Genomic DNA, 18,331 nt, shown 5'->3' with positions numbered 1-18,331 from the left:
ATCTTTGCAGTTGTATGAAGTTTACTTGCATTATGATATGTGTGCTGTGCATGAGTGCCTTGATGGCTCATGCCGCAGCTGATGATGACATCATCGAGTTCCGGGGCGACCGCTATGTTATCCATGTAGATAAAATGGCGCCCGACAGCGAAATGACATTGTTGGATGTGCTGAACACTTGCCCGGAGTTCATTTCTCTCAACGGTAAAACGATAGATCTGAATTATTCGTTGCGTATTGATAATATTGATGTCGCTGTGGATAGAGAATCATTCTTGGCTAACGTGAAAGCTTGTGAAATAGAGAGTATCCAGATTTGTAGCAATACCTCTGTAGCAAAGGCTGTGAGTGGTACGAAAGGCGTTATAGATGTCCATTATCGTACCGATGTGAAGACTGATGCCAAGATAGCACTATCGGGTAGTACCTATGGCAATGGGATGCTTTATGGCGATGTGACCAATCGTTCAGAGAAACTTACCATGCAAACGTATGCCATGGCTCGTACTTCCTACGGTAAGGCTTATCCAACCGATGTCTATCGCATGACAGATCGGGCATTGGCTGAGAATGTGCATCTTAACTTGGACTGGAATATCAGCGATAAGGATAGGCTCATCACTAAGGTTTTCCAAAAGTTTGATAACCAAAAGCAGGAGTTGTTCAATCCCGATTTCTTAAGTGCTATTCCTAACTACGGTCGTTATCTTGGGCTTGTGCTCTCTTATTCGCATACCTATCATAATGATGCCATCCTCTTTGTTGAGGCGGGGTGCGACTATACCAGCTCTTCCAACAACCATAAAAAGGTGGGTGACAACTATTCCTATGGTTTTGTTGAATTCAATACCCCGGTTTTCACACCCGACCTTTGGTTGATGATCGGTTCTGAGATGGATTACGAGAATACCTGGAATATCAGTCAGAACCGTGAGCAATACTTGAAGACCGATTTTTATGCACAGGTGGACTATACCCATGGTCCTTGGCTGGTGACGCTTGGCGATCGCTTCCGCATCATGAATTTCTGGAACCGACAGTATGACTCTACAGATCGCAGTATGTGGACCCATGTGCGCCACAACCATTCCTATCTGGCCAGTGTGGGCTACAAAGCCGGGCGACATTTCTTACAAGCGTTGTTTACCAGACGTTATTTCATGCCCGAAATAAGCGACTTCCTAGTTGACGAGTTTGCTCCAACCACTTCACAACAGTACGTTGCCGGCGACTATAGCACTAACCTCGTTCATCAGGCCGTGTTGCATTATGCTTATCAGCAGAAGAACTTCTTTTTGCATACTAGCTTGGAAAACAGTTGGTACAGTAATCTTGCCACTCCCAACAAAATGCAACTGGGTTTCAGAAACTCCATCTTCTGGCGAACCGGTCCTTGGGATCTGACGGTGGGGGCCAACTTCTATCATCAGCACCAGAACGCAGGTGACAACACGCCTTCAGAAAACGATAACTTCGTAACACTCAAGTTGGCGCCGGTGCTCAATCTTTCTCACGGCTTCCGTATTTCTTCTACGCTCCTCTATAGTAGTCGACGTGCTATAGAAGATAAGTCGGCCCATCTCTTTGCTACTGTCAAGGCCAACAAACAATTGGGCAAGAAGTGCAATGTCTTTGCCGAATTCCATGACCTTGGTGGATACACTACAGGTGAGTGGCAGATGCTTACTGGTCTCTATCAGAACCGGGCACTGAGTATTGGGGCTACCATCTATCCTTTTCGCAAGTAATAACCAACACTAATGGTAACTAAAGTAGTAAAAAGATGACATCATTAGAAAGTATAAAACCAGGAACGCCTAAACGGTTGACAATTCTGTCGCAGATAGCTGTCGTATTGTTTTTAGTTTGGCTGGGGTATGCCGTGGGCATTAATCACATGCCTGTTAAGAATACGATATGGGCATTAACCCCTCCCATCATAGCCATCTCACTGGCACTGATTACGAAGGAGGTGTATAGTTCGCTGTTCCTGGGTATATTGACAGGAGCGATGCTCAATGCCGACTTCCATCCAGTGGAAGGACTCAACCAACTTTTTCCGAACGGTATCATGGCTGTGTTGGCCGACAAGTGGAACGTAGGCATACTCGTATTTCTTGTGATACTGGGTACGATGGTGCAACTGATGAACCGTGCAGGAGGGTCGGCAGCGTTCGGTGAGTGGGCTTCCGGCCGTATCAAGGGCCGTTCTGGTGCACAATTGTCGACCATGCTGTTGGGCTGTCTGATTTTTATTGATGATTACTTCAACTGTCTCACCGTTGGCTCCGTCATGCGTCCTGTCACCGACAAGCACAAGATAAGTAGGGCTAAACTGGCATACCTCATCGATTCTACTGCGGCCCCCATCTGCATTATTGCCCCCATATCGTCGTGGGCTGCAGCTGTATCGGGGTTCGTAAAAGGGGAGAATGGCATCAGCATCTTTGTGCAGTCTATACCATTCAACTTTTATGCGCTGCTCACCTTGCTGATGATGGTCTTCCTCATTTTCTTAAAAGTAGACTTCGGGCCAATGTTGCTGCACGAGAACAATGCTCGTCAGGGCGATCTCTTTACTACAGGCAAGAGTAAACAGACTATTAGTGAGGGGCAGGGACAGGATGTGAGGAGAGTAGGCCGGGTGTCAGATCTGGTAATCCCTGTTGTGTTTCTTATTGTTGGGTGTGTTGTAGGTATGATATACACAGGCGGTTTCTTTGCGGGTAAGAGTTTTGTCGATGCCTTTGCAGCCAGCGATGCCTCTGTGGGTTTGGTGATGGGCTCTTCCGTTGCGCTCGTCATGACGATTGCCTACTATCTGATGCGTCAATCGTTGTCGTTTAGCGAATGTATGGATTGTTTGCCTGAAGGTTTCAAGCAGATGGTTCCTGCCATGCTGATTCTGGCATTTGCCTGGACGCTGAAGAGCATGACCGACAGCCTGGGAGCAGCCACTTATGTGGGGAGTCTGATGGCTAACTCTGCCGACGGGCTCATGGCTTTCCTACCTGCCATCATCTTTGTCGTTGCCATTGGCCTGGCTTTTGCTTCAGGCACATCGTGGGGCACGTTTGGTATACTCATTCCCATTGTGGTGTCTTGTCTGCAATCGGTTGATCTGCAGCTCATGATTATCTCTATCTCAGCCTGTATGGCTGGTGCGGTGTGTGGTGACCATTGCTCGCCCATCTCCGATACTACCATCATGTCGTCGGCAGGCGCACAGTGCGAACACTTAAACCACGTCACCACTCAGTTGCCTTATGCGCTGACGGTTGCCTCTGTGTCGTTCTTGACATTCCTTGTCGCTGGCTTCACAAAGAGTGCATTGATATCACTTGTATTCGGTATTGTGGCGTTGTTCTTGCTTCTTATAGTTATTCGCCACAGAGTAAAGAATAAGAAGTCATAAAAAGACTGCAGCACTTAGACTTAAAACTGTCTAAGTGCTGCAATCAGTTCGCTATTCTCTGTCTTGGTGCCTATGGTGATGCGTAGGCAGTTCTGACAGAGTTGCACGCGATGGCGGTTACGGACGATGATTCCTTTATCCACCAAGTAGTTGTAGATCTTCGTTGCGTCCGTCATCTTAGCCAAGAAGAAGTTGGCGTCCGTGGGATACACCTTATGACAGATGGGCAACATCTCAAAGGCATCCATCATCCGGGTACGCTCCTGCAACAGAATCTTCACCCAATTGTCCACCTCAAACGGATCCTTCAGTGCCTCCAGCGCCTGCTGCTGTGTCAGCTGGTTCACGTTGTAGGGATACTTCACCTTGTTAAATATAGTGATGATTTCCTCTGAGGCAAAAGCCATACCCAAGCGGATGGCCGCACAGCCCCAGGCCTTTGACATCGTGTTCAGTACAATCAGATTCGGATACTTAGCCAGCTCCGTGCGAAGAGGCTTCTGCGTAGAGAAGTCGCTGTAGGCCTCATCGACGATGACCAGCCCCTCGAAGCCCTCAATCACCTTGATCACCTCGTCGCGGTTCAGACAGTTACCCGTGGGGTTGTTGGGTGTGCAGAGCCAGATGATCTTTGTATGCTCATCGGTAGCTGCCAGCAGCTTCTCGGCTGTGGTCTGGTACTGTTCGTCGAGTAATACCGTACGATATTCCGTGTCGTTGATGTCTGCACACACCTTATACATGCCGTAGGTTGGCTCTATGGCAACCACGTTGTCTACGCCGGGGTTACAGAAACAGCGGTAGGGTAGGTCGATGGCCTCGTCGCTGCCGTTACCTAAGAAGATGTTCTCTGCGGGAACGCCCTTCACCTTCGACAGCGCAGCCTTCAGTTCCAGCTGAAGTGGGTCAGGATAGCGGTTGAATGGCTGATTGTATGGATTCTCGTTTGCATCGAGAAACACCCGTGCCTCTCTGCCAGCATACTCATTCCTTGCAGATGAATATGGCGCCAGGTCCCATATGTTCTTGCGAGTCAGTTCTTGTAAAGTCTTCATAAACTATTATTTTACTTTAGCTATGCGGACACGCATGGCGTTGGCATGTGCCTCGAGTTGTTCGGCTTCTGCCATCAGCTCCACGGCGTGACCGATACTGCGGATACCGTCCTCCGAGAGATGCTGGAACGTCACCTTACGGCAGTAGCTGTCCAGATTCACACCGCTATATGCCGTGGCATAGCCGTGCGTTGGCAATGTGTGGTTCGTTCCACTCGCATAGTCGCCCGCACTTTCACAGGCAAACTCACCCAGGAACACGCTTCCTGCATTCACCACCTTCTGTGCCAGTTTCTCGTAGTCCGTAGTCTGGATGATCAGATGCTCTGGAGCATAGGCATTCGAGAGGTCGATGGCCTCTTTCTTATCCTTGACCAGCACCAGACGGCTGTTCTCCAGTGCCTTCTGGGCTATCTCTTTTCTTGGCAACAACTCCAACTGACGGTTCACCTCTGCCTGAACATCGAGGATCACCTGCTCCGAGGTGGTAATCAGGAACACTTGAGAGTCGACGCCGTGCTCAGCCTGAGACAGAAGGTCGGCTGCAATAAACTCTATGTTCGCCTTCTCGTCGGCAATCACACACACCTCCGAAGGACCAGCGGGCATATCGATGGCTACGTCGTGCAGACTTACCTGCTGCTTGGCAGCCATCACATACTGGTTGCCAGGACCGAATATCTTGTACACCTTGGGCACGCTCTCCGTACCGTAGGCCATAGCGCCGATAGCCTGTACGCCACCAGCCTTGAAGATCTTACTCACCCCTGCAATACGGGCAGCCACCAGAATGGCCGGGTTTACCTTACCCTTGCGGTCGGGGGGCGTACAGAGTACTATCTCATCGCAGCCCGCAATCTTTGCCGGAGTGGCCAGCATCAATACGGTAGAGAAGAGTGGGGCAGTGCCGCCCGGGATATAGAGGCCCACCTTCTGGATGGCCACACTCTTCTGCCAGCACACCACGCCCGGCTGTGTCTCCACTTTCTTGCCCTTAAACTTCTGAGCCTCGTGGAAAGCCTGGATATTGTAGTGGGCCACCTGAATGGCAGCCTTCAGCTCGGCAGTCACCAAACCCTCAGCCTCGTCCATCTCCTCGGCAGTCACCTCAAGCGTGTCCAGGTCTACATGGTCGAACTTCAGTTCGTAGCCTTTCACGGCAATGTCGCCACGCTTCTTAACATCGGCCAGAACCGAGGCAACCGTCTCGTTCAGCTCCGATGTGTCCAAGTGTGGTCGCTCCACGATCTTGGCCCACTCACTTCTCTCAGGATATCTGATTATATTCATAGGATCATTTTTTCAATTGGCGTCACCAGGATACCCTGTGCGCCCATTTCCTTCAGTTTGCCGATTATCTCCCAGAACTGCTTCTGGTCGAGCACCGTGTGAACAGAGCACCACTCCTTGTCGGCCAGTGGGATGATGGTAGGGCTTTTCAGACCCGGCAATACGTTGATGATCTCCTGCAGTCGGGCCTTCGGTGCGTTCATGCGTACATATTTCTTATCTTCGGCATCTTTCACGGCCTTGAAGCGGAACAGCATCTGCTCCAGGATCTCCCGCTTCTCTGCGCTCAGCTGCTTGTTGCCGATGAGCAGAGCCTCACTCTTCATCACCACCTCCACTTCACGGAGATTGTTGCTTACCAGCGTCGAACCACTGCTGACGATATCGAAGATACCGTCGGCCAGTCCGATGCCCGGGCTGATCTCTACCGAGCCCGTGATGACATGAATCTCTGCCTTGATACCTTTCTCATCGAGGAAATGCTTCAGAATGCCGGGGTAGCTGGTGGCAATCTTCTTGCCGTTAAACCACTCCACGCCCTGATAGTCTATCTCTTTGGGGATGGCCAGCGACAGGCGGCACTTCGAGAATCCGAGGCGCGAGATGATGTCGGCATCCTCACCGCGCTCCACAAACTCGTTTTCGCCCACCACGCCGATGTCGGCCACACCACTGGCTACACTCTGGGGGATATCATCATCGCGGAGGTAAAGTACCTCCAGCGGGAAGTTTGACGACTGTACCAACAGTGTACGCTTCGACGCGCTCACCTTGATGTCAGCCTCGCTGAGAAGGTTCATCGTGTCGTCGAAAAGTCGTCCTTTTGATTGTACTGCAATACGTAACATAACGTTAAAGTCTATATTTCACTGTAATTCGGCTGCAAAATTACAAATTATTTTTCAATTTTCAATTCTCAATATTCATTTTATTTGTATCTTTGCACCGAATTTTGATGTTACGACTCATAAATCGTGCAGATTCTGAATAAATACTTGTACTTCTTGGTGGCTATCCTGCTGCTTTCATCTTGTTCTCAGAAGAAACAGGAACCACTCGTAGTACCTTGGGGCGTCATCAACGATACGGTGCCAGAGCGTGCTGAAAACTTCGACCTCCGCGACATACAAACCAGTGGTGAACTCATTCTGGCTACCGTCAGCGGCCCCGATACCTACTACGACTACCACGGCAAGTCGCTCGGCACCCAGTATCTGATCTGTCAGCGCTTCGCCGACTCTCTGGGCTGTCACCTTCGTGTCGATGTCTGCCGCGATAGTCTTGAGCTCGTCCATCGCCTCGACTCCTGCGAGGCCGATCTCATCGCCTGGCCTACACCCGGCCATATAGAGGCTGATCGCCAGAAGCCCGACCTTGCCGCCACCCTCGAGTCCTGGTATCGTCCTCATCTCATCGCCGAAGTCAAGGCGGAAGAGACTGCCATGCTTACCACGAAGAAAGTGCGTCGCCGTATCTTCTCTCCTATGCTCGACGCCAAGGGCGGCATCATCTCCCATTACGACCAACTCTTTATGACCTATAGCCGTGAAATCCGTTGGGACTGGCGCCTGCTTGCTGCCCAGTGCTATCAGGAGTCCACTTTCGACCCCAAGGCTGTTTCCTTTGCCGGTGCCAAAGGCCTTATGCAGATCATGCCAGGTACGGCCGATCACCTCGGCCTCGCCCGCAGCAAGCTCTATGAGCCAGAGGCTAACATTGCTGCTGCCGTCAAGTACATCGCTGAACTCGAGCGTTCCTTCTCTGATATCCGTGAACACTTTGAGCGCACAAACTTCGTGCTTGCCAGCTATAACGGCGGTGCCCACCATATCCGTGACGCGATGGCTCTGGCCCGTCGTGACGGAAAGAATCCCCACCGCTGGGCCGACGTGTCGCCTTATGTGCTGAAGCTCGCCTCGCCCCAGTATTACAACGACCCCATTGTGAAGCACGGCTATATGCGTGGTTCCGAGACTGTCGACTATGTATCCCGTATCCGTCAGCGCCATGCCGGTTATCAAGGAGTCAAGTCCCCCCACATGGGCTTCCATTCCTCGAAGCCCCGTAAGGCTGACAAACGCAAGAATAAGTACGACATCTAAAATCGCGATTCTGACGGATTGTAAATAAAATATGCCAAAATTTAACACTTTCAGCTTGCTCCTTTTAGGGAAACGGGAAGTCTGTTTAGAGGTGATTGGGACTTACATTACGACTAACTAGTAGTTATATTACGATAAACTACCAGTTAGGATAGTCCTTTCGGGTGGTTAGGATAGTCTTTACGAGTCAAAGGAATATCTCCTATATAGTGAAAGATAACGTTTGGATGAGCGAAAGATGCCGTTTCGACGGGTGAAAGACCCTATTTGGACGACCCAAAGATGACCCCTCCTTGATGCATAATACGTAACAGTCACAGTATCAGATGTTTACCAAAACGGTTCAAAACTCGCGTCGTTTCGGCCTTGCGATGGCTTGGGCTCTAGGATGCGATTCTCATGAGTCGGTTTGTCAATAATAATCAAGATAAAGATAGATTATTAAAAATTTCTTAATAAATTTTGCGGTTCGCTTATTAATGATTAACTTTGCCCCCGCAATAGAGAGTAACTTAAACCAAACCAACTATCTGGAGATGAGATTTAAAGTGGGTTTTGTGGTCGGAATATGCCTGTGGCTGGCGGCTTGCGGTAGTAGCGAACAGCAGCCAAAAGGGTATGTGTCGGAGCTGACAAGCGACGACAGCCTGACTATCAGTCTGGGTCAGTGGGAGCTGACAAGGTTCCACAGCGACAAGCTGGGCATGGAGATCAACTATCCCTCGTTTCTCTACCATCAGGCATTGCCGGGGGAGACGTGTCAAGAGGTGTTTATACGCGACGACATCTCTATCTCGGTAATTGTGGACTCGCTGATGGGCATGAACTACAGCGCCGGACAGCAGATGATGGGCATGGGGGCCGACCTGGTGGAGGTGGGCGATGACTACAGCATCCTGACAGGTGCCGACGAGAACTGGGACTACTATGGGAAGGTGATCGACGATGACTCGACGAGGGTGGTGACCATCATGCTGAGGTATTCGCCCGATCACGATGAGGCAGTGGATCCCTTGAGGGAATGGGTGGATAACTTTAAGATAAAATAAATAATCCCCGCCGGATGGCGGGGATTATTTATTTGCAAGGAATTTTGTCAATACGTTTCTGATGGCGGCCACCTTCGAACTCAGTAGTGAAGTACTCGTCCATAATCTGGCGGGCGGTATCTTCAGAGATGAAGCGGCCGGGCATAACCAGCACGTTGGCATTGTTGTGCTGACGGATGAGGTGGGCAATCTCAGGAATCCAGCAGAGGCCGGCGCGGATCGACTGGTGCTTGTTGAGCGTCATGTTGATGCCCTCACCACTGCCGCAGATGGCGATGCCGGGGAATACCTCGCCCTTCTCGATACCCTCGGCCAGCGCATGACCGAAGTCGGAGTAGTCGCAAGAGTCCTCAGTATAGGTGCCGTAGTCCTTATACTCGTAGCCCTTCTCTTCCAGGTACTTCTTAACGAACTGTTTTAAGGCAAAGCCAGCGTGGTCGCTGGCTATGCCTACTGTCTTGACTTCCATTATGCAAGGAGTTTCTTAACCTGTTCGTAAACATTCTGACCGGTGAAGCCGAGCTTCTCGTCGAGCACCTTGTAAGGAGCAGAGAAACCGAAGCTCTCGAGACCCCATACGCAACCGTCGGCACCTACGAGACCCTCGAGGTTGACGGGCAGACCAGCGGTCAAACCGAACTTCTTCTTGCCTGCGGGCAGTACGCTCTGCTGGTACTCCTTCGGCTGTGAGCGGAAGAGACCCTCAGAAGGAACGCTGACCACGCGGGTCTTGATGCCGTCGGCAGCGAGCAGCTTGGCACCTGCCTCAAGGGTAGAAACCTCTGAACCGGAGGCGAGCAGGATGACATCGTAGTCCTCATCAGAGCCAGCTACAACGTAGGCACCCTTCGTGGCCTGAGTATAGTCGTTGCCCTCGGGCAGCATCTCGATGTTCTGACGAGAGAAGATGAGAGCCGTCGGGGTGTCGATGTTCTCCATAGCCATGCGCCAGCAGACGGTCGTCTCCTCGGCGTCGGCAGGACGAACCACGAGTACGGAGTTCTTGCCGTGATGGTTCTTCAGCTTCTCCATCAGACGGATCTGTGCCTCCTGCTCTACAGGCTCGTGGGTAGGACCATCCTCACCAACACGGAAGGCATCGTGCGTCCAGATGAACTTCACGGGGAGCTCCATCAGGGCAGCCATACGAACGGCGGGCTTCATATAGTCAGAGAATACGAAGAAGGTACCGCATGCGGGGATGACACCACCGTGCAGAGCCATACCGATACAGCAGCAAGCCATGGTGAGCTCAGCCACACCAGCCTCGAAGAAGGCACCAGAGAAGTCACCACGAACGAGGTCGTGAGTCTTCTTCAGGAACCCGTTGGTGTTATCAGAGTTAGACAGGTCGGCAGATGCGCAGATCATGTTGGGCACCTGCTCAGCCAGCTGACCCAGAACAGCTGCAGAGGCGCTACGGGTAGCGCTGCCAGCCTTCTGCTCAACCTTGCTCCAGTCGATCTTCGGAGCCTTGCCGCTGAACCACTCCTCGAGCTGGGCAGCCTTCTCAGGATTAGCCTTGGCCCACTCTGCTTTGGCTGCATAGCGCTCAGCGCAGATCTTCTTCAGCTCCTCGGCACGCTTAGCATAGAGAGCCTGTACCTCGGGGAAAATCTGGAACGGATTCTCGGGGTCGGCACCCAGATTCTTCATGGTGTTGATGTAAGCATCGCCACCGAGAGGAGCACCGTGGGTAGCGCAGTTGCTCTCGTAAGAGCTGTTGTCGGCCTTGCGGGCACCCTTACCCATCACACAGTGACCGATAATCAGGCTTGGACGATCCTTCTCGGCCTGAGCCTTCTTGATGGCCTCACGGATCTGGTCGACATCGTTACCGTCGATCTTCTGGACGAACCAGCCCCATGCCTCGTACTTCTTGGCGGTGTCCTCGCAAGTAACCACCTCTGTGCGGGTAGAGAGCTGAATATCGTTGGCGTCGTAGAACATAATCAGGTTGTCGAGACCAAGGTTACCGGCGATACGGCCTGCGCCCTGAGAGATCTCCTCCTGTACACCACCGTCAGAGATATAAGCGTAGATGGTCTGGTTCATCACGTCGCCCAGACGAGCCTTCAGGAACTTGGCGGCGATGGCGGCACCAACGGCGAAGCAATGACCCTGACCGAGAGGACCAGAGGTGTTCTCGATGCCGCGTGCAATCTCACGCTCGGGGTGACCGGGAGTCACTGAGCCCCACTGGCGCAGGTTCTTCAGATCCTCGAGGGTGTACTTGCCGATAAGGGCCAGCTGGCTGTAGAGCATCGGAGCCATGTGACCGGGATCGAGGAAGAAACGGTCGCGACCCTCCCATGCGGGATTCTCGGGGTCATACACCAGAAACTCGCTGTACAGCGTGTTGATGAAATCAGCACCACCCATAGCACCGCCGGGGTGACCCGACTTTGCCTTTTCAACCATTGAAGCAGCCAGGATACGGATATTATCCGCTGCCATGTTCATAACTTTGTTGTCGTTCATAATGAATAATTAATTTGGTAAAATGTTAATTTGCTTGCAAAGTTACAAAAAATATCGGAAACTATCATGAGTTTCATAAATATTTTGTATTTTTGCATCGTAAAAACCATTAAAATAACTAACTTATGAGGAAATTGCTATTATTGTTGTCTTTTATGGCTTTAGCCATAAATGTGAGTGCACAGAACGGAAACGCTCTTGACCAGCTGAAGGCTGATCCGAGAAAGGCGTATGGTAATGATTATCCTTATCCGCATTACATCGTTGACTTGACAAAGGCACCGGATGGATATAGGCCCTTCTATATCAGCCATTATGCGCGTCATGGCTCACGCTATTATTGGAACGCCTTCCTTTATCAGGAACTGGACAGCCTACTCTCGAAAGCACACAAGATGCAGGTGCTGACCCCTGAGGGTGAGGGATTCTATGAAAAGTTCATGGCTGCAAAGGATGAGTTGAAGACGGGTGTGAGTGAACTGACGCAGTTAGGCTGGGAACAGCATCAGAAGATAGCCCGTACGATGTATAATAACTTCCCCGAGGTGTTTGAGAAGGGCGGCAATGTATTGGCCATTTCGTCGCTGACGGGCCGTTGCGTGCTCAGCATGTCGGCCTTTTGTCAGGAGCTGGTGCAGTGTAACCCTGCCATCGAGGTACGTGAGCAGTCATCGCGCTTCACATTGGACGGTGTCGTGCCTACCGACCGTCAGAACCCGAAGCGTCGTGACTATCCGAAGTCGACTCCGAAGTGGGAGAGTCATCGCGACCAGTTCCACTATGAAGACCATCTGGGGGAGAAAGTATTGGCAAGAGTCTTTAAGACGACAGAGGGACTTCCCGGCAACATGCATCATGTGGCCAGCAACCTGATCAACCTCTACACTTCACTGCCCAGCATCGGCCACGACGGTATGATGGGTAACATTATTACTGATCAGGAGATTGCCGACCGTTGGGAGATGACCAACTTAGGCAGCTATAGCTGGGTGTTCGGTCCGAGGTATGACATGATTCCTATTCTGAGAGATATCCTTGCTAAGGCCGATGCTGTCATCAACGGCACAAGCGACCATATTGCCGACCTGCGCTTTGGTCACGATACCTGTATAGGACCGCTGACGGTGCTGATGGGTATCAACGGTGCCGATACCGATCCGGAGGATCCTAACGAGGTGAAGAACATCTACCAGAATTGGCAGACTTGTAAGGCCTCAAACATCCAATTGGTGTTCTATCGTGGTGAGAAGGGTGCCGACGACGTGTTGGTGAAGATGCTCTTCAATGGTCTGGAGGCCAAACTTCCAGTACCGACGGATTGCTATCCTTATTATAAATGGTCGGACTTCAAACAGTTCTATCAGAATCGTTGTGATGAGATCAAGTAATAATAAAACAAAAGTCCCGCCAATCGGCGGGACATTTTGTTTTGAGGAATGACTGATTATTTGAGAGTCAGTACGATGATTGACTTGGCGGGCACCTTGACGGTGAGCACGCCTTTCTTCAGCGTAGCGTCTTTGTATGCCTTAGGAGACACGACGTCGGGATGCTGGAAGTCATTGTAGTCGGCCACGTTCTTCGAGGTGAGGATGCGGCCTGACACCTGCTTGGCATTGAAACCGGCGAAGTTGAAGTCGATGGTCTGATCCTTGTCGAGAGCAACATTGGTGATAGCCAGGACGATGCTGCCATCCTGAGTCTTTGCTGCAGAGGCAGAGAGCATCGGGCAGGGACGATAGCCTTCGTCCTTGGCTTCCTTCTTCTCCTTGTAATAGCCCTTGCTAACGGCCATTACTTCGCTCTCGAGATCTACGGGCAGATAGGTTGCCTCCTGGAACGGAGTGTACATCTCGAACACATGATAGGTCGGGGTGAGCACCATGTGGCCCGTGCCTTCCTGATCGGTGAGGATCATGGACTGGAGCACGTTGACAATCTGTGCGATGTTGGCCATCTTCACACGGTCAGTGTATTTGTGGAACACGTTGAGGCTGAGTGAGGCTACGAAAGCATCGCGGAGCGCGTTCTGCTGATAGAGGTGTCCGGGAATGGTTCCGGGCTCTTCGTCCCACCAGGTTCCCCATTCATCAACGAGCAGACCAATCTTGTTCTGAGGATCTTTCTCGTCCATGATGGCCTTATGCTTCTTGATCACCTCCTCAATCTCCAGGCACTTGCCCAAAGCCCAGTAGTACTGGTCGTTGTCGAAGTTGATGGCAGAGCCCTTAGGCCCGTTCCAACCGGAGCAGGTGTAGTAGTGGAGGGAGATACCCTGCATCTGGCGTCCGATGTTCTCCATCAGCACCTTGGTCCAGTTGTAATCATAGTCAGAGGCACCAGAGGCAATACGATAGAGGCGGTTCTTGCCCTGATCACGAAGGTAGGTGTTGAACTTACGGTACTCGTTGGAGTAGTATTCGGGAGTCATGTTTCCACCACATCCCCATGCCTCATTGCCGATACCGAAGTACTTTACCTTCCATGCCTTGTCACGGCCATTGGCCCGACGCAGACGGGCCATAGGGGTATCGCCGTCGCTGGTCATATACTCCACCCACTGGGCCATCTCCTTCACCGTACCAGAACCAACGTTTCCACTGATGTAAGGCTCGCAGCCCAGCATCTCACAGAGATTCAGGAACTCGTGGGTACCGAAAGAGTTGTCCTCGATGGTGCCGCCCCAGTTATTGTTGCGCAGAGAGGGACGCTGATCCTTAGGACCGATACCGTCCATCCAGTGATAGTCGTCGGCGAAGCAGCCACCAGGCCAGCGGAGCACGGGTACCTTCAAGGCCTTGAGGGCCTCGAAGACATCCTTGCGGTAACCGTTGATATTAGGAATCTGGGAATTCTCGCCCACCCAAAGACCACCGTAGATACAGCTGCCGAGGTGCTCAGAGAACTGTCCGTAAATCTCTTTGTTGATCTTGGCTCCAGCCTGATCGGTATGAACCGTTGCCTTCACTACGTCAGCGGCTGATGCCGATGCGGCAAAGGCCAATGCGATAGTTGCGGAAAGAATTACTTTTTTCATGTCTTAGTCTGTTTGTGTTACTTATTGTCCACAGCAGCCTGCTCGACGGGGAGGCAGCGCTTGTAGTTCTCGATATACTTCTCGAAACCTGCCACGTCCTCAGCAGTAGGAGCGATGGAGATACCTGTGTTGCCAGCGAAGACCACATCCTCAAGATAGTCGGCCAAGTTCTTACCATTATTATTAATAAGGTATCCGGCCAGAAGGGCGATACCCCAAGCGCCACCTTCACCAGCGGTCTCCATGACAGAGATAGGTGAGTTAAGGGCAGCAGCCAGCATGCGCTGACCAACACCGGGGGTCTTGAAGTAACCACCGTGGCCGGTGATGCGGTCAACGCTGATCTTCTCCTCCTTGAACAGGATATCGTTACCAATCTTCAGCACGCCGATGGCACCATAGAGGTGGGCACGCATGAAGTTGGCGAGGTTGAACTTGTCGTTGGCAGAGCGAATGAACAACGGACGACCCTCGGCAAGACCGGTCACAGGCTCACCCGACACGTAATTGTAGGCCATCAGTCCACCGCAGTCAGTGTCGCCTTCGAGGGCTTTGTTGAAGAGCTTGCCATAGAGTTCGTTCATATCAACCTTGATACCCAACAACTGCTGATACTCCTTGAACAGACCTACCCAGGCGTTGATGTCGCTGGTGCAGTTGTTGCAGTGAACCATCGCTACCAGTGAGCCGTCGGGTGTGGTCACCATGTCAATCATCTCATAAGGCTTCGACAGCGGCTTCTCGAGCACAATCATTGAGAATGAAGATGTGCCGGCGCTGACGTTACCTGTGCGCTGCTTGACAGCGTTGGTTGCCACCATGCCGGTACCTGCGTCGCCCTCAGGAGGACATACGGGAATGCCTGCCTTCAGGTGACCGCTGACATCGAGCTTCTTGGCACCCTCAGGTGTCAGGAAACCTGCATTCTCACCTGCGTTCAGAGACTTAGGCAGAATGTCGAGCAACTTCCATGAGAATCCCTTCGGAGCGATGAGCTCGTCGAACTTCTTGACCATCGTTGCATCGTAGGTCTTGGTGGCGGGGTCAACAGGGATCATACCTGATGCATCGCCTACACCTAATACGAACTGACCAGTTACCTGCCAGTGAACATAGCCTGCCAGTGTGGTGAGATACTTGATATCGCTGACGTGCTCCTCGTTGTCGAGGATAGCCTCGTAGAGGTGAGAGATACTCCAGCGCAGGGGGATATTGTAGTTGAAGAGCTTAGAAAGCTCGGCTGCTGCCTTGCCTGTGTTGGTGTTACGCCAGGTGCGGAAAGGCACGAGGATCTCCTGCTTCTCGTTGAAGGCCATATAGCCATGCATCATAGCACTGAAGCCGATGGCAGCGAGGGCTTCGATCTCGCAGTCGTACTGCTTTTGTACATCCTTGCGCAGTTCGGCGTAGCAGTCCTGAAGTCCGTACCAGATAGCCTCGGTAGAGTAGGTCCATAGACCATCTACCAACTGATTTTCCCACTCGTGTGAGCCCTGTGCAATGGGCTTATTGTCCTCGTCGATGAGGACAGCCTTGATGCGGGTAGAGCCAAACTCGATACCGAGAATGGCCTTACCTGCTTCTATAGTTTGCTTAGCATTCATAATTATCAATTATTTAAGTGCTTTGTTCAACATGAAGTAAACCTCGTTGTTACGGAGGGTCTGCTTGAAGTCGGCGATGTTGGTCTGCTTGTTAATCTTCACATACTCGATACCCAGCATCTCAGCAAAGTCCTCCCAGTATTCCTCATTGATGTCGTAAGAGAAAGCGCTATGGTGAGTACCGCCAGCCAGGATCCAGGCTGCAGCGCCAATCTCGAAGGTTGGCTGTGGAATCCACAGGGCAGAAGCAACAGGAAGATTTGGCATGGGCTTCGGCTCGATGCACTCAACCTCCTGAGAAATCAGGCGGAAGCGATTGCCAAGGTCAACGACTGTAGCCTTGATACCACGACCAGTCTTAGAGGTGAATACCAGACGGGCCGTCTGCTGCTTGCGGATACCGATGCCGAGGAAGTGAACCTCGAGTTTGGGCTTGTCGACAGCAATGAGCGGACAAACCTCGAGCATGTGGCTCTGCAGGCAAGATGAGCGGTCGCCGGCGAAGTTCAGCGTGTAGTCCTCGAGGAATGAACAGCCAGTAGGCATACCTTGCTGGATAACCCACAGTGTGCGATACAGACAGGCTGTCTTCCAGTCGCCTTCGGCACCGAAGCCATATCCCTCTTCCATCAGGCGCTGTGAAGCGAGACCCGGAATCTGGTCGAAACCACAGAAGTCGGGAGCATCGATATCGGCATCGCCCAGGTCGTCGAAGTTGGTGGTAAAGGCTGTTGCACCCTCATCCTTCAGTACGCGACGGAGGGCAATCTCTGCCTTGGCAGCATTCTTCACCTTCTCCCAGTAAACCTCTTCGCCACTCTCATCGATCTTGATGGTGTAGAGTTTCTTGTATTCCTCTACGAGTTCGTCGGCCTCCTTATCGGTCACCTTCTTGAAGTATTCCATCAGGGAAGATACGGGGTAATAGTCAACATGATAGCCCAGACGCAGCTCGAACTCTACGCGGTCGCCATCAGTAACGGCTACGTTGTTCATGTTCATACCGAACATCAGACAGCGCACGTTGTGAGCATCAGCAACACCAGCAGCTACGCGGGCCCAAACGGCAATCTGCTTCTGGGCTGCCTCATCCTTCCAGTAGCCGCAAACCACCTTGCGGGCCACACGCATACGAGTGCAGATGTGTCCGAACTCGATGTCACCGTGAGCACTCTGATTCAGGTTCATGAAGTCCATGTCCATCGTTGCCCAGGGAATCTCTGCGTTATACTGTGTGTGGAAGTGAAGCATAGGCTTCTGCAACTGCTGCAGACCCTTGATCCACATCTTGGCAGGTGAGAAGGTGTGCATCCAAGTGATGATACCTACGCACTTCTCATCGTTGTTGGCTGCCAACATGATCTGCTCTACTTCCTTAGAACTGTTGGCTGTGCCCTTGTATACAATCTTCACGGGGATATTGCCGCTCTCGTTAAGTCCGGCTACCATCTCCTTTGAGTGTCCGTCAACTGCAACCACTGCATCTCCTCCATACAGGAGCTGTGCACCAGTTACCCACCAAATCTCGAAATTATCAAATGCTTTAATCATATTTGTAAGTTTATTAATGATATGTTTTTAATTAATGTTTCTGTCCTTTCTGTCCATAATAGGCGTTTGGCCCATGCTTGCGCATGTAGTGCTTTTCGACAAGCAGCGGATTCATGGTGAGGTTCGGATTCACCGAGAAAGCTACGAACGCCATCTTGGCACACTGCTCCATCACCTTGGCATTATAGACGGCATTGTCGGGAGAGGTTCCCCAAGAGAATGGACCGTGATTCTTGACCAACACGGCAGGCGTATGGTCAGGGTTGATCTTACGGATGTTCAGAATCTCGTCGACGATGACATTGCCAGTCTCCAACTCGTAGTTGCCCTTTACTTCTGCTTCTGTCATATCACGGGTACAAGGGATGTCCTTGTAGAAGTAGTCTGCATGAGTGGTTCCGATATTAGGGATGTCACGACCAGCTTGAGCGAATGCTGTGGCATAAGTAGAGTGGGTGTGTACCACCCCCTGAATATTGGGGAAGGCTTTATATAATACAAGGTGTGTGGGGGTGTCGGATGAAGGATTCAAGTCACCTTCGACAACTTTTCCGGTATTGAGGTCAACAACCACCATATCGGATGCTTTCATCACATCGTAGTCTACGCCGGAGGGTTTGATGACTACCAATCCGCGTTCACGGTCAATACCGCTGACATTACCCCATGTGAAGATGACCAGATTCTGCTTCACGAGATCGAGGTTTGCTTTGAATACTTTTTCTTTGAGTTCTTCTAACATTGCTT

General features: G+C 51.5%; 14 protein-coding genes. 5 read left to right on the top strand and 9 right to left on the bottom strand.

The window, feature by feature from the left end; all coding sequences use genetic code 11:
- Positions 1-32: 32 nt before the first annotated feature.
- Both BMY16_RS04065 and BMY16_RS04060 read left to right on the top strand, forming a co-directional pair.
- Entirely contained in the window at positions 33-1,748 is a 1,716-nt protein-coding gene (locus tag BMY16_RS04065; RefSeq protein WP_139207118.1) for a TonB-dependent receptor, read from the top strand.
- A 35-nt stretch (positions 1,749-1,783) separates the two neighbouring features.
- Complete coding sequence (locus BMY16_RS04060) at positions 1,784-3,415, top strand: Na+/H+ antiporter NhaC family protein (protein WP_091840266.1); 1,632 nt, start codon at positions 1,784-1,786, stop codon at positions 3,413-3,415.
- Positions 3,416-3,435: 20 nt separating this feature from the next.
- On the opposite strand, the gene hisC is transcribed toward BMY16_RS04060, so the two are convergent.
- From hisC to hisG, 3 genes are read right to left on the bottom strand one after another with little or no spacing between them, the layout of a single operon-like run.
- Complete coding sequence (gene hisC, locus BMY16_RS04055; RefSeq protein ID WP_091840265.1) at positions 3,436-4,470, bottom strand: histidinol-phosphate transaminase; 1,035 nt, start codon at positions 4,468-4,470, stop codon at positions 3,436-3,438.
- Positions 4,471-4,476: 6 nt separating this feature from the next.
- Entirely contained in the window at positions 4,477-5,760 is a 1,284-nt protein-coding gene (hisD, locus tag BMY16_RS04050; RefSeq protein WP_091840263.1) for a histidinol dehydrogenase, read from the bottom strand.
- Positions 5,757-6,608, bottom strand: a complete 852-nt coding sequence (gene hisG, locus BMY16_RS04045; protein WP_091840261.1) for an ATP phosphoribosyltransferase — start codon at positions 6,606-6,608, stop codon at positions 5,757-5,759. Before hisG ends, hisD begins: the two co-directional genes overlap by 4 nt.
- Before the next feature lie 135 nt (positions 6,609-6,743).
- Here hisG and BMY16_RS15795 point away from each other — a divergent pair, with 135 nt between their 5' ends.
- Positions 6,744-7,862: a transglycosylase SLT domain-containing protein gene (locus BMY16_RS15795; RefSeq protein WP_091840540.1), complete on the top strand. Its 1,119-nt coding sequence runs from the start codon at positions 6,744-6,746 to the stop codon at positions 7,860-7,862.
- Positions 7,863-8,398: 536 nt separating this feature from the next.
- Complete coding sequence (locus BMY16_RS04035) at positions 8,399-8,911, top strand: hypothetical protein (RefSeq protein ID WP_139207117.1); 513 nt, start codon at positions 8,399-8,401, stop codon at positions 8,909-8,911.
- Between the two features lie 28 nt (positions 8,912-8,939).
- Here the strand turns inward: BMY16_RS04035 and rpiB are convergent, their stop codons facing one another.
- Together rpiB and BMY16_RS04025 are read right to left on the bottom strand one after the other, a co-directional pair.
- The gene (rpiB, locus tag BMY16_RS04030; protein ID WP_091840258.1) at positions 8,940-9,380 is read right to left on the bottom strand and encodes a ribose 5-phosphate isomerase B; all 441 of its coding nucleotides are present in this window, start codon (positions 9,378-9,380) and stop codon (positions 8,940-8,942) included.
- Positions 9,380-11,392: a transketolase family protein gene (locus tag BMY16_RS04025; protein ID WP_091840256.1), complete on the bottom strand. Its 2,013-nt coding sequence runs from the start codon at positions 11,390-11,392 to the stop codon at positions 9,380-9,382. The genes rpiB and BMY16_RS04025 overlap by 1 nt, the downstream gene beginning before the upstream one ends.
- A gap of 155 nt (positions 11,393-11,547) precedes the next feature.
- Here BMY16_RS04025 and BMY16_RS04020 point away from each other — a divergent pair, with 155 nt between their 5' ends.
- Positions 11,548-12,780 (top strand): histidine phosphatase family protein, encoded by a 1,233-nt coding sequence (locus BMY16_RS04020; protein WP_091840254.1) that lies wholly within the window; start codon positions 11,548-11,550, stop codon positions 12,778-12,780.
- A gap of 56 nt (positions 12,781-12,836) precedes the next feature.
- On the opposite strand, the gene BMY16_RS04015 is transcribed toward BMY16_RS04020, so the two are convergent.
- Genes BMY16_RS04015 through BMY16_RS04000 form a run of 4 tightly spaced genes read right to left on the bottom strand, consistent with a single transcriptional unit; the run spans position 12,837 to position 18,326 of the window.
- Complete coding sequence (locus tag BMY16_RS04015; RefSeq protein ID WP_091840253.1) at positions 12,837-14,429, bottom strand: alpha-N-arabinofuranosidase; 1,593 nt, start codon at positions 14,427-14,429, stop codon at positions 12,837-12,839.
- A gap of 17 nt (positions 14,430-14,446) precedes the next feature.
- Positions 14,447-16,033 carry a xylulokinase gene (locus BMY16_RS04010; RefSeq protein ID WP_411267764.1) on the bottom strand — a complete coding sequence of 529 codons (1,587 nt, stop codon included), beginning with the start codon at positions 16,031-16,033 and terminating at the stop codon, positions 14,447-14,449.
- Between the two features lie 9 nt (positions 16,034-16,042).
- On the bottom strand, positions 16,043-17,584 hold the full coding sequence (araA, locus tag BMY16_RS04005; RefSeq protein ID WP_091840251.1) for an L-arabinose isomerase: 1,542 nt from the start codon (positions 17,582-17,584) through the stop codon (positions 16,043-16,045).
- A 31-nt stretch (positions 17,585-17,615) separates the two neighbouring features.
- Positions 17,616-18,326: an L-ribulose-5-phosphate 4-epimerase gene (locus tag BMY16_RS04000; protein WP_091840250.1), complete on the bottom strand. Its 711-nt coding sequence runs from the start codon at positions 18,324-18,326 to the stop codon at positions 17,616-17,618.
- Between the last annotated feature and the right edge of the window lie 5 nt (positions 18,327-18,331).

Source organism: Prevotella sp. ne3005 (genome assembly GCF_900110085.1).
GTDB lineage: Bacteria > Bacteroidota > Bacteroidia > Bacteroidales > Bacteroidaceae > Prevotella.
Note: the sequence above shows the minus strand (reverse complement) of the source record. Positions and strands in the feature narration are given on the sequence as shown.

Excerpts from the sequence above, each read along its gene's own strand:
- BMY16_RS04025 (WP_091840256.1), bottom strand. The coding sequence starts at position 11,392 with ATGAACGACAACAAAGTTATGAACATGGCAGCGGATAATATCCGTATC.
- BMY16_RS04035 (WP_139207117.1), top strand. The coding sequence starts at position 8,399 with ATGAGATTTAAAGTGGGTTTTGTGGTCGGAATATGCCTGTGGCTGGCG.
- BMY16_RS04060 (WP_091840266.1), top strand. The coding sequence starts at position 1,784 with ATGACATCATTAGAAAGTATAAAACCAGGAACGCCTAAACGGTTGACA.
- BMY16_RS04010 (WP_411267764.1), bottom strand. The coding sequence starts at position 16,033 with ATGAATGCTAAGCAAACTATAGAAGCAGGTAAGGCCATTCTCGGTATC.
- hisG (WP_091840261.1), bottom strand. The coding sequence starts at position 6,608 with ATGTTACGTATTGCAGTACAATCAAAAGGACGACTTTTCGACGACACG.
- hisD (WP_091840263.1), bottom strand. The coding sequence starts at position 5,760 with ATGAATATAATCAGATATCCTGAGAGAAGTGAGTGGGCCAAGATCGTG.
- BMY16_RS04000 (WP_091840250.1), bottom strand. The coding sequence starts at position 18,326 with ATGTTAGAAGAACTCAAAGAAAAAGTATTCAAAGCAAACCTCGATCTC.
- hisC (WP_091840265.1), bottom strand. The coding sequence starts at position 4,470 with ATGAAGACTTTACAAGAACTGACTCGCAAGAACATATGGGACCTGGCG.
- BMY16_RS04015 (WP_091840253.1), bottom strand. The coding sequence starts at position 14,429 with ATGAAAAAAGTAATTCTTTCCGCAACTATCGCATTGGCCTTTGCCGCA.
- rpiB (WP_091840258.1), bottom strand. The coding sequence starts at position 9,380 with ATGGAAGTCAAGACAGTAGGCATAGCCAGCGACCACGCTGGCTTTGCC.
- araA (WP_091840251.1), bottom strand. The coding sequence starts at position 17,584 with ATGATTAAAGCATTTGATAATTTCGAGATTTGGTGGGTAACTGGTGCA.
- BMY16_RS04065 (WP_139207118.1), top strand. The coding sequence starts at position 33 with ATGATATGTGTGCTGTGCATGAGTGCCTTGATGGCTCATGCCGCAGCT.
- BMY16_RS04020 (WP_091840254.1), top strand. The coding sequence starts at position 11,548 with ATGGCTTTAGCCATAAATGTGAGTGCACAGAACGGAAACGCTCTTGAC.